Source organism: Streptomyces xylophagus, assembly GCF_000716435.1.
GTDB classification, from domain to species: Bacteria; Actinomycetota; Actinomycetes; order Streptomycetales; family Streptomycetaceae; genus Streptomyces; species Streptomyces xylophagus.
Map to the genome: position 1 here is coordinate 225,894 of NZ_JNWO01000014.1, position 11,228 is coordinate 237,121.

Consider the following 11,228-nt stretch of genomic DNA (forward strand, 5'->3'; position numbering starts at 1 on the left):
GCCGGGCTCGACGGGCGTGCCGGTGGAGCTGTCCCTCGGGCGGAGGGGCTACTTCTTCAGGCCCCACGTGCCGGTGTTGTAGGCCGGACCCACATTCGTGGCGTTGTTCCGCATGTTCACGAACCGCGTCTGCACGGCGAGGAACGTCGGCTTCTGGTACAGCGGCAGGACGTAGGCGTCGTTCACCATGAGCTGGTCGGCCTGGTTGAGCAGAGCCGCGGCCTTCGTCGCGTCCGTCTCGCCCACGGCCTGGGAGATCATGGAGTCGGCCGTCTTGTTGCTGTAGCCGCCGAAGTTGCCGCCACCGCCGGTGAACCAGTTCTGCTGGGCACCACTGCTCGGGAACGGCGCCGCGACCCAGGCGAAGACGATGATGTCGTACTGGTGCCCCGCGAGGACCGTGCCGAGGTCGGCGGCGCCGATCGGTTTGATGGTGACCTTGATGCCGAGGCTCGCCAGGTTGCTCTGCAGGATCTGGCACTCGCTCTGCCGGATCTGGTTGCCCGTGGTGTAACGGCAGTTGAAGGGTCCGACGGCCTTGCCGTCCGGCGTCTTCAACGCCGTGCCCACACCGGTGAACTTGGCGTCCGTGAGGTACTTCTTCGCCTTGGTCAGATCACCGGATCCCTGGCCGGTGGCGGTGACCACGTCCTTGTAACCGGCCTGCCCGGGAACGAAGTTGTGGTTGCCGAGCGGCTTCACGGCCGGGTCGAACTGGCCGACCGTCTTGGCGATGATGTCCTTGATGTTGATCGCCGTGAACATCGCCTGCCGCAGCGGCAGATACTTGCCGATCACCGGGTTGTGCAGGTTCAGGTCGAAGTGCTCCCAGGTCAGACCGTTGCCGATGGTGTAGGTGACGCCGGGGATGTCCTTGACCTGGTTGACCAGGTCCACCTCGGGCTGCGGGTAGATGCCCTGAACCTCGTTGTTCTTCAGGGCCGTTGGTTCCTGGGTGGCGTCCGAGATCACCTTGAAGATCAGCCGCTGGAGGGTCGCCTTCTTCGCGCCGGTCCACTTGGGGTCGGGCACGTAGGTGGCGTGGTCGTTGTCGACCCACTGCTGCATCTTGTAGGCGCCCGCGGTGGGGTACTTGGTGGGCGGCGTCTTCAGGAAGTACTGCCAGGCCTGCGCCATCTGAGTGGCCGTCATGGCGGCGGCGTCATCGGCCTTGGCGCCGGAGATCTTCTCCGCGGTGTGGGCCGGGTAGAGCGGATAGCCCGCGCCGAACAGCGACTTCCAGTCCGAGAACGGCTTGGACATCACCATGGTGACGGTCTTGCCGTTGTCGGACGGCGTCAGGGACTTGATCCGGTCGTAGCCGGCGGTGCTCTGCGGCAGACAACCCTTGGTCTGCGTGGAGTCGCTGGCGGGCGGCGGCGGACAGTCCTTGCCGTTGTTGGTGCGCCAGTAGTAGATGAAGTCGTCGGCGGTGATGGGCGTGCCGTCGTTCCACGTCGCCTTGGGGTTGATCTTGTAGACGATGGTCTGCGGGCTGGTGCTGGTCTGCGTCGCCGAGGTCACCAGGTCGGTGTTGAGGACGACGGTGAAGTCCGGCTGGGGTATGAACACCTGCGGCAGGACGACCTCCAGGGCCTCCCCGTTCTCGAAGGTGTTGCCGTTGACGTCCTGGACGTTCCACTGCTGGATGTTCTTCTCCAGCACATAGGTGAACGTTCCGCCGGACTTGGTGGTCGCCGAGTTGCAGGTGTTGGCCTTGCCCACGGTGTTGCAGGAGGTGAGCCCGGCCGAGCTGCCTTTGTCGGAGCCGCCGCCCCCGCCGCCGCTGCTGCAGGCGGTGAGCACCAGGGCGAGCCCGGCGGCGAGAGTGAGGGCCCGGGTGAGGGCCGAGGATGGCGCGCGCATGTTCCTCTCCTTCGACCGGCGAAATGTCCGGTCCCGTCGAGGCGGCCGGCGGCCGCGAGAGAACTGAGCTGCGCAAAGACGTTAGAGCTCCGATGTACCTTCTTCACGTTCTTGTTCATACCGGGAAGGCGACAATTCACCCTCGCTTTGTTATCGGAATGACCCGCACCCCGCAAAATCGCCAGGTCGCGTCCCCGAAAAGGCAAAGTCCCGTCCAACATCGTTGATCTGACCGCAAATTGACGTGTCGTCAGCCAACCGGTACGCCCGCCTCCAGATACAGCGCGGCCCCGCGCTCGCGGGCCCGCAGCGCCCAGCGCAGCCGCTCGTAGCGGACCGGCGGCAACAGGTCGGCCGCCTCCTGTTCGGTGGCGAAGCACCAGCCGCGCAACTCCGGTCCGGGCAGCAGCAGTCGGTCGGCCTCGGCGGCCTCCAGCCGGCCGCCGTCGAAGAGGAGGCGCAGACCGCCGTAGCCGGGTGGCGCGGGCGGTTCCCAGTCGACGACGAGCAGCCGGGGTACGTCGTCGAGCACGATGCCGGTCTCCTCGGTGACCTCGCGCATGCCGGCCCGGGCGGGTGCCTCGCCGGGTTCGACGACACCGCCGGGGAACTCCCAGCCGGCCTTGTAGGTGGGGTCGACGAGCAGGACGCGGTCCTGTTCGTCGAAGAGCAGCACTCCGGCCGCGAGGGTCTCGGAGGTGGGTTCCGGGGTCTGCACGATGTCGCAGACGGGGACGGCACCGCTGCCGACGGCCCCGGCGATCTTGGCGGCCGTCTCGTACGGGGTGAGCGCGCTGGTGTCGACGAGATGGGCGTCGGCGGTGAGCCAGGAGCCGAGCGCGGCGCGGTACGGCTCGATGTGGTCGTACGCCCACTGCTGCATCCGCAGCTCGCCGTCGGGGAGGTCCGGTGGGATCTCCCGGCCGGCTATTCGCTCGCGCAGGATCGTTTCCGCCGGAGCGAGGAGAACATGCCGGACCGTGACCCGGCGGGCCGCGAGACCGCCGAAGATCTCGTCGCGGTACTCCTGGCGCAGCAGGGTCATCGGGACGACGAGGGTCCCGCCGAGCTCGGCGAGCATGGCGGCCGCCGTGTCGATCACGAGCCGTCGCCAGATCGGCAGGTCCTGGAAGTCGCCGACTTCCGCGAGGTGCTTGGGCGGGAGCAGGTACGGAAGTGCTCCGCCGATGACCTCGGGGTCGAAGAGCGTGCTGTTCGGGATCAGGTCCATCAGTTCCCGTGCGGTGGTCGTCTTCCCCGCACCGAACGCGCCGTTGATCCAGACGACGGTCACAGTTCCCCCTCTTCTGTTGGCCCCCTGTGGCTTGCCCGTTCCACCCTGCCACGGAAACCAGCCCCAGTTGAGAGCGCAGATACGACGGCGCCGGTGCCCCCTCCGACGAGGCACCGGCGCCGTGCGCTTTCGACCGGTATCAGCTGTTCTCTCCCAGGGCACCCTCGTCGACGGCGAAGCTGCCGTCGCTGACGAGGTGGTCCATGGCACCCACGGTGTCCTTGACGTTCAGATCGCCGAGTACGTCGTGGTCGTGGGAGTGCGACGGAGTGATCGCGGCGACGACGAACCCGGTGGCGAGGGAGGCGATGGCCAGCATGCTGCGCTTCTTCATGCCCCGTTCAACTGACGAAGCGCGCCGGGGTCACGCCCGGACGGCCCGCCGAGTGGAACCCGCCCCGTTCCGCGCCCGCCGCACGAGGTCCACGGCCGCTTCCAGCCACTGGGGATGCTCGAAGGTGAACCCCTCCGCCAGCAGCCGCCCGGGGACGACCCGCCGGCTCTTCAGGAGAAGCTCGGTGTCCGATCGCAGGGCGAAGGCGCCCAGTTCCGCCATCCACTTGGTGGCGGGCAGCCCCACGGGGACGCCCCGGGCGGCGCGCAGGACGCGCATGAACGCGCGCTGCGGGAGCGGCCCGGGGGCGGCGAGGTTCACCGGCCCGGCGATGTCCTCCCGTTCGACGAGGAACTCGACGGCGCGGACGAAGTCCTGGTCGTGGATCCAGGAGACATACTGCGCACCGCCCGCGACCGGACCACCGAGCCCGAGCCGGACCAGTCCCGACAGGACGTCGAAGACACCGCCACGGTCAGGGCTCATCACCATGGCGGCACGCAGGGCCACCTTGCGGGTGTGCGGGGTGTCGGCGCGCTCCTGCTCGCGTTCCCAGTTCCTGGCGATCTCGACGCTGTAGGACCAGTAGTCGGGTACGCCGGGTTCGGCGCCGCCGATCAGGCCGGTGGCCTCGTCGTTGGGGGCGTCGTAGCGATGGGCGTAGACGGTGGCGGTGCTCATCTGCAGCCAGACGCGCGGCGGGCTCGCGGCTGCGGCGACGGCCTCGCCGACGACCCGGGTGGAGTGCACGCGCGAGTCCATCATGGCCTTCAGGTTGGCGGCGGTGTAGCGGCAACTGACGCTGCGCCCAGCCAGGTTGATCACCACATCGCTGCCGTCGATCTCCCGGGCCCAGGTGCCCAGGTTCTCGCCGTCCCACCACACCTCGCGGTCACGAGTAGGCCGCCGGGTCAGGACGACGACCTCGTGACCGGCCTCGGTCAGGGCGCGATCGAGAATCCCGCCCACCTGCCCCGTTCCACCGGGAATGACGATCTTCACCGGGCTCCCCCTTCTGTCAGGAGTGAGCCTAGCGCAGAAAGTTGAACATGTTCAAAACTCGCACGCGATGGAAAGTCGAACAATCAATACGCAACTCTTCCAACAGAGTTCGACACCTTCTACCGTAATCGCGCACATGGCATGCACAGAAAGTGATCCCATCTCTCGCGAGTCCGGAGGAACGTCACCATGCGCCACCCCCACACCCGCACGACCCGGCGAAGAGTGCTAGGAGCCCTCGCAGCAGGGCTGTTGTGCACGGCGGGCCTCGCCGTGCCCGCGGTCGCCACCCCGGTACAGGACCCCGCCTCCCCCGCCCTGGCCGACGGTCAGGCGCTCACACCTCCGATGGGTTTCAACAACTGGAACTCCACCAACTGCCGCGCCGAGTTCAACGAGTCCATGGTCGAGGGAATCGCGGACATATTCGTCAACAAGGGCCTCAAGGCCGCCGGCTACCAGTACGTCAACCTCGACGACTGCTGGGCCCTGCCGAACCGCGACGCCGACGGCAAACTCGTCCCCGACCCGGCCCGCTTCCCGCACGGGATCAAGGCCGTCGCCGACTACGTGCACTCCAAGGGACTCAAGCTCGGCATCTACACCAGCGCCGGCACGAAGACGTGCAACGACGCCGGGTTCCCGGGCGGCCTGGGTCACGAGTACAGCGACGCGCAGCAGTTCGCCGACTGGGGCGTGGACTATCTCAAGTACGACAACTGCAACAACCAAGGCGTGGACGCCAAGTTGCGCTACAACACCATGCGCGACGCCCTGAAGGCCACCGGCCGCCCGATCGTCTTCAGCATCTGCGAATGGGGCGAGAACAAGCCCTGGGAGTGGGCCGCAGACGTCGGACATCTGTGGCGCACGACCGGTGACATCAGCGACAACTGGGGTTCGATGCTGTCGATCCTCAAGCAGAACCTGCCCCTCGCGCAGTACGCCGGCCCCGGGCACTGGAACGACCCCGACATGCTCGAGGTCGGCAACGGCGGGATGACGGACACCGAGTACCGCTCGCACTTCTCCATGTGGTCGATCATGGCCGCACCGCTCCTCATCGGCTCGGACCTGCGCACCGCGACCCCCGCGACCTTCGACATCCTCGACAACAAAGAGGTCATCGCGGTCGACCAGGACCCGCTGGGCAAGCAGGGCAACGTTGTCACGTCCGAAGGCGGACGCTGGGTCGTCGCCAAGGAGATGAAGGACGGCAGTCGTACGGTCGCGCTCTTCAACGAGTCCGGCAGCGCCCAGCGCATCGCCACGACGGCTGCGGCCGTAGGCCTCCCGAACGCCCGGGCCTACACCCTGCGCGACCTGTGGCAGCACAAGAGCTACAACACCGCCGGCGCGATCTCCGCGACCGTCCCGGCCCACGGCACGGTCCTCGTACGGGTCTCCGCCGACCGTAACTCCCTCAAGAACCCGCCCGCCGTCGAACTCGGCCTGGGCAGCGCCCCGTTGGTCCAGGCGGCGACCGCGACCCCGCTCACGACAACCGTGACGGACCTCGGCCGTACGACCGCCGAGCACGTCTCCGTGACCCTGACAGGACCCGCCGGCTGGAAGATCCGGGCCAAGTCCTCCACGACGGCCAAGGCCGTACCGACAGGCAGGTCGCTGCGCACGAAGTGGACGGTCACCGCGCCCTCGGGGACGCCGACGGGGTCGTACGACCTCACGCTGAAGGCGAGTTACCGCTCGCCGAGCGGTGCGCGTGTCAGCAGCGCCCTGCCGTTCACCGCGTCCGTCGTGGTGGCACCGCCCGCGGGGACTTCGTACCTCGGTGACCTTCCCTGGATGTCAACGGCCAATGGATGGGGGCCCGTTGAGCGCAACACCAGCAACGGCGAGAGTGCCGCGGGGGACGGTCATCCGATCACTCTCGGCGGAGTGGTGTACGCCAAGGGGCTCGGTGTCCACGCCGAGAGCGACGTCGAGTACTACACCGGGAAGACGTGCGAGAAGGTCACCGCCGACGTCGGTGTGGACGACGAGAAGGGTGCCAACGGGACCGTCGCCTTCGAGATCTGGGCGGACGGTACGAAGGTCGCCTCGACCGGCGTCCTCACCAACGCGATGCCCGCCCAGCCGATCACGGCGGACGTGACCGGCGCCCAGGTGGTCCGACTCGTCGTCACCGACGGCGGCGACGGGATCGACTCGGACCACGCGGACTGGGCGAACGCTCAACTCACGTGCTGAGCAAGGCACATCGCATTTCAAGGGGCACAGGCCGCTGAACGAACGTTTCGGCCGGTCCGTTCCTCACACACCGGCCGCGGTCGTGCTCGTCTGCCCGGCGAGCGCGGCCGCGGCCGCTCCCACCAGCCCGGCGTCCGTGCCCATCTGAGCCGGCGTCACCGTCAGCCGCTGCACGAAGGACAGCGTCGCGTAGTCCCGCAGGGCCTTGCGCAGCGGCGTGAAGAGTACGTCGCCCGCCTTGCCGACGCCCCCGCCGATCACGGCGATGTCGATCTCGACGAGGGTCGCGGTGGCCGCGATACCGGCGGCGAGGGCTTGTGCCGCCCGCTCGAAGGAGGCCACGGCGATCGGGTCACCGGCACGGGCGGCGGCGGCCACGGCGGCGGCCGAGGTGTCGCCGTCGGGACCCGGCAGCCAGCCGTTCTCGACCGCCCGCCGGGCGATGTTGGGGCCGCTGGCGATCCGCTCCACGCAGCCACGCGAACCGCACGGGCAGGCGTCGCCGTCCAGGTCCACGCTGATGTGGCCGATGTGGCCCGCGTTGCCGGTCGGCCCGGGATGCAGCTGGCCGTTGAGGACGAGGCCGCCGCCGACTCCCGTGGAGACCACCATGCACAGCGCGTTGGCGTGCCCGCGCGCGGCGCCCTGCCAGTGCTCGGCCGCCGTGATCGCCACGCCGTCGCCGATCAGCTCGACGGGCAGGCCCCCGGTCGCCGCACGCACCCGCTCGACGAGCGGATAGTCGCGCCAGCCGGGCACGTTGACCGGACTCACGGTGCCGGCGGAGGCGTCCACGGGACCCGCGCTGCCGATGCCGAGGGCGCTCGCGCGGGACCACGAAGGGGATGCGGTCAGCTCCGCGAGCACCTCCTCCACGGCTCGCATCACGGTGTCGCCGTCGTCCTGCGAGGGCGTCGGGCGCTGCGCGCGCACCAGGATCTTGCCGTGGCCGTCCACCAGCGCCCCGGCGATCTTGGTACCGCCGATGTCGAGCGCGGCCACGAGGTCGGTGTGCATCAGTGTCAGATCTCCCCGTCAAACATCAGAACCACCAGTAGGTGAGTTGGACCGGTCTCGCGGTGGGGGCGCAGGCCGGAGATATCGGTGGACAGTCTCTCTCGCACATGACAACGTTGTCCAGGCTCTATGCTCGACGCCACATCCTCATACAAACCCATGGACCTATGCATCCCCCGTGGACGACAGGACAGGACAGCGCATCGTGCCAGAGACCGCCCGCCGCCCCGAGAACCGCTACGGCAACCGTCCGACCATGAAGGACGTGGCCGCGCGCGCCGGTGTCGGCCTGAAAACGGTGTCGCGCGTGGTCAACGGCGAACCGGGCGTGACCCCCGACACCGAGCGCCGCGTCCAGGAGGCCATCGACGCCCTCGGCTTCCGCCGCAACGACAGCGCGCGCGTCCTGCGCAAGGGCAGCACGGCAAGCATCGGCCTCGTCCTGGAGGACCTCGCCGACCCGTTCTACGGCCCCCTCAGCCGCGCGGTCGAGGAAGTCGCCCGGGCGCACGGCGCGCTGCTGATCAACGGCTCCAGCGCCGAAGACCCGGACCGCGAGCAGGAGTTGGTGCTGGCGCTGTGCGCCCGGCGCGTGGACGGGCTGGTGGTGATCCCGGCCGGCGACGACCACCGCTACCTGGAACCGGAGATCAAGGCGGGCGTGGCCACCGTCTTCGTGGACCGTCCCGCCGGCAAGATCGACGCCGACGTCGTCCTGTCCGACAGCTACGGCGGCGCGCGCGACGGCGTCACCCACCTCATCTCCCACGGACACCGGCGCATCGGCTTCATCGGTGACATGCCCCGCATCCACACGGCCGCCGAGCGACTGCGCGGCTACCGCGCCGCCATGGAGGACGCGGGCATACCGGTCGAGGACTCCTGGATGTCCCTCGGCGTGACCGACCCCGTCCGGGTGCGCCGGGCGGCGGAGGAGATGCTGACCGGCCCCTCCCCCGTCACCGCGATCTTCACCGGCAACAACCGCGTGACGGTCACCGTCGTCCGCGTCCTCGCCGAACAGCCCCGCCAGATCGCCCTCGTCGGCTTCGACGACATCGAACTCGCCGACCTGCTCCGGCCCGGCGTGACCGTCGTCGCCCAGGACGCGGCAACCCTCGGCCGCACGGCCGCGGAACGCCTCTTCCGCCAGCTGGACGGCACGTTGATCGCTCCGGAACGCATCGAGCTGCCGACCCGGTTGATCACTCGCGGCTCGGGCGAACTGCCGCCGTCGGACTGAGGGACGCGGCGCGTGGACGACGGTGTGGACCGCACGCTGAAGGCCCTGGGGCTGGACCGGGCCCCGCGCGAGGATCCGCTCTCCTACCCGGGTGCGTGGCCCACCGAGTCCGGACTCCTGCTCGGCGACCGCCTGTTGCCCCTCGACGACCACCCCCCGTACGCGAACCGCACCCCGGTCCTCGCGATCGGCTCCAATGCCTGCCCCGGTCAACTGCGGCACAAGATGGCGGAGTTCGGGATCGACTCTCCCGTCCCGATGCTGAAGGTACGGGTCACCGGCGTCGACGTCGGCGTCTCCGCGCATGTGAGCCGCGTGGGGTATGTGTCGGCGTCGCCGGTCAAGGGACCAGGTGTCGTACGGGAGTTGTTCGTGACGTGGTTCGATGCGCGGCAGCTTGCGGTGGTGGATGCGAGCGAGGGGGCTTACGACCGGGTCTGGCTGCCCGGGTCCGGCTCCGGTTCCGAGTTCCGATTCGACACGGACTCCGGGGAGTTGCTGCCGGGCGTGTACGTCTACGTCAACCGGCACGGTGTGCTGCGTGACGGTACGGGAGTACCGCGTCGGCATCCGGGCGAACGAGCGCTGCTCACCGAACTGCTGGGTGAGTCGGCCAAGTTGAGGAAGCTGTTCGGGCGGACGCCGGAGGAGTTCTGTGAACGGGCGCGGGCGGATCGGGAGTTGTGCGAGCGGGGTACGAGGCTGTTCCGGGAGGAGGGGCTGGTGACGGCGTCGGGCCTGGAAAGGTGAGCGAGTACGCACCTCGTGCGGGAGATCCAGGCCCCGATGAAGGCGAGGCCACCACCGAGGCAACCCCGCGAGGTCGCCAGGCCGAAGCGGATCGTGCCGTTGCGTTGCGAGGAGCCCCAGCCACCGCCACGGGCTCTGCCGTCTGCTGAAGCGCGAGCACCAGAAGATCCTGAGTCGCAGCCGGTGGGAGCCGGCTGGCAGGTTGAGGCGCAGGATGCGATCAATTCCGACCGTTCCGGGACGGGGACTTCAGCAGACCGGCAGCCCCGGTACCGGCTCGTCGTTGTCGCCGCCCTTGAGGTAGACGTCGCTGACATAGACGTTCGTGTTGCCGCTGTCGTCGTCCGTCTTCGCCCACCAGACGTTGGTCCACTGACCGTACGTCTCACGGCGGCCCAAGTTCTGTTGGCAGTAGAAGTAGTTGGTGCCCGCGCCGAGGACACCGACTTCAGTGCCGGACGCGGTGTAGGACTTGGCGCTGCGCCACACCTGGCAGTTGTACTTGCCGCCGCCGATGGACTGGCATGCGGCGGCGGGGCTGGAGCTGGCACTGGCTCCGCCGGTCGCGGCGGCGCTGCCGCCGGTGCCGTCGCCGCCGGAGGACGTGGACCGGGTCGGGGCGGCGCTGGGAGCTTGCCCCGGCGTCGTGCTCTCCCCCTTGCCGGTGTGCTCCTGCGTCGGCGCCTGGGTCCCGTCGTCGCCCTGTTCGGTGGGCTTGGGGGCGTCCGAGCGGTGGGCATCCGTATGCCCGGTGGGCGAGGCGGGCCCGACACCATCGCCGGCCGGGGGTGCGGTGGGCTGCGAAGTAACCGTGCTGTCACCGGAGTTGACCATGCGGGCGACGACCACTCCGGCACCGGCGAGGACTGCGACTACGGCAGCGGCGGCTATCAGGACGCACACCTTACGGCGGGATGGAGTTGGGCGGGGGCCGGCGGTCATGCGCCCGGTCGGCGGGGAGGGGTGAGACACGGAGGCTACGGAGGCGAGGGGCGGGCCGAAGCCTTGGGGCACGGATGTGGGAGGGCTTGTAGACGCGGGTGCGAGGGCGTCGGATGCGGGCCACTGCGGGGAGCTTGGGGCTTGCGCGGCCGATTGGGACCAGGGTGAGGCACTTGGCGTTGACCCAGCTGAGGGTGACTGGTCCGGGGAGCCTGTTCCTTGCGGGGCGAATTCGACCAGCTCGGCGACGCCAGGGCCCGGCCCAACCGGAGTCACGTACCGCGCAGAGCTTGGCCCTTGTCCGGTCTTCGCCGACTCAGCGGCGTCCGATCCCTCTCCCTCAGCCCCGGACCGAGCCCCAGCCTCGTCCTCGGTATCAGCTCCGGTCCCGGCATCGGCCTCGATTACGACGTCGGCCCCAACCCCAACCCCGCCATCGACAGCCTCGATTGCACCCCCAGCCCCGGAACCGGCCCCGGAACCGGCCCCGGAACCGGCATCAACCCCAGCCCTGTCTCTTATACACATCTGACGCTGCCGACGACTCCTTACGTGTAGATCTTGGTGGT

At 69.0% G+C, this 11,228-nt stretch carries 9 protein-coding genes; 3 read left to right on the top strand and 6 right to left on the bottom strand.

Going from position 1 to position 11,228, the window contains the following annotated elements; all coding sequences use genetic code 11:
* Positions 1-48 precede the first annotated feature (48 nt).
* From OO70_RS29595 to OO70_RS29610, 4 genes are all read right to left on the bottom strand, one after another.
* Entirely contained in the window at positions 49-1,866 is a 1,818-nt protein-coding gene (locus OO70_RS29595; RefSeq protein ID WP_043677710.1) for an ABC transporter family substrate-binding protein, read from the bottom strand.
* A 250-nt stretch (positions 1,867-2,116) separates the two neighbouring features.
* Complete coding sequence (locus OO70_RS29600; protein ID WP_043677712.1) at positions 2,117-3,160, bottom strand: NUDIX hydrolase; 1,044 nt, start codon at positions 3,158-3,160, stop codon at positions 2,117-2,119.
* 139 nt (positions 3,161-3,299) lie between these two features.
* Positions 3,300-3,494 carry a hypothetical protein gene (locus OO70_RS29605; RefSeq protein WP_199827430.1) on the bottom strand — a complete coding sequence of 65 codons (195 nt, stop codon included), beginning with the start codon at positions 3,492-3,494 and terminating at the stop codon, positions 3,300-3,302.
* A gap of 30 nt (positions 3,495-3,524) precedes the next feature.
* Complete coding sequence (locus tag OO70_RS29610; RefSeq protein WP_043677715.1) at positions 3,525-4,496, bottom strand: TIGR01777 family oxidoreductase; 972 nt, start codon at positions 4,494-4,496, stop codon at positions 3,525-3,527.
* A gap of 189 nt (positions 4,497-4,685) precedes the next feature.
* On the opposite strand from OO70_RS29610, the gene OO70_RS29615 reads away from it, so the two are divergent.
* Positions 4,686-6,707 (top strand): NPCBM/NEW2 domain-containing protein, encoded by a 2,022-nt coding sequence (locus OO70_RS29615; RefSeq protein ID WP_199827431.1) that lies wholly within the window; start codon positions 4,686-4,688, stop codon positions 6,705-6,707.
* 63 nt (positions 6,708-6,770) lie between these two features.
* Here OO70_RS29615 and OO70_RS29620 read toward each other — a convergent pair whose 3' ends face one another.
* Entirely contained in the window at positions 6,771-7,724 is a 954-nt protein-coding gene (locus OO70_RS29620) for an ROK family protein (protein WP_043677717.1), read from the bottom strand.
* A 205-nt stretch (positions 7,725-7,929) separates the two neighbouring features.
* Here OO70_RS29620 and OO70_RS29625 point away from each other — a divergent pair, with 205 nt between their 5' ends.
* Complete coding sequence (locus OO70_RS29625) at positions 7,930-8,967, top strand: LacI family DNA-binding transcriptional regulator (RefSeq protein ID WP_043677807.1); 1,038 nt, start codon at positions 7,930-7,932, stop codon at positions 8,965-8,967.
* 12 nt (positions 8,968-8,979) lie between these two features.
* Positions 8,980-9,717, top strand: a complete 738-nt coding sequence (locus tag OO70_RS29630) for a hypothetical protein (RefSeq protein WP_043677719.1) — start codon at positions 8,980-8,982, stop codon at positions 9,715-9,717.
* 249 nt (positions 9,718-9,966) lie between these two features.
* On the opposite strand, the gene OO70_RS29635 is transcribed toward OO70_RS29630, so the two are convergent.
* Positions 9,967-10,689, bottom strand: a complete 723-nt coding sequence (locus OO70_RS29635) for a hypothetical protein (protein ID WP_199827432.1) — start codon at positions 10,687-10,689, stop codon at positions 9,967-9,969.
* Positions 10,690-11,228: the final 539 nt, after the last annotated feature.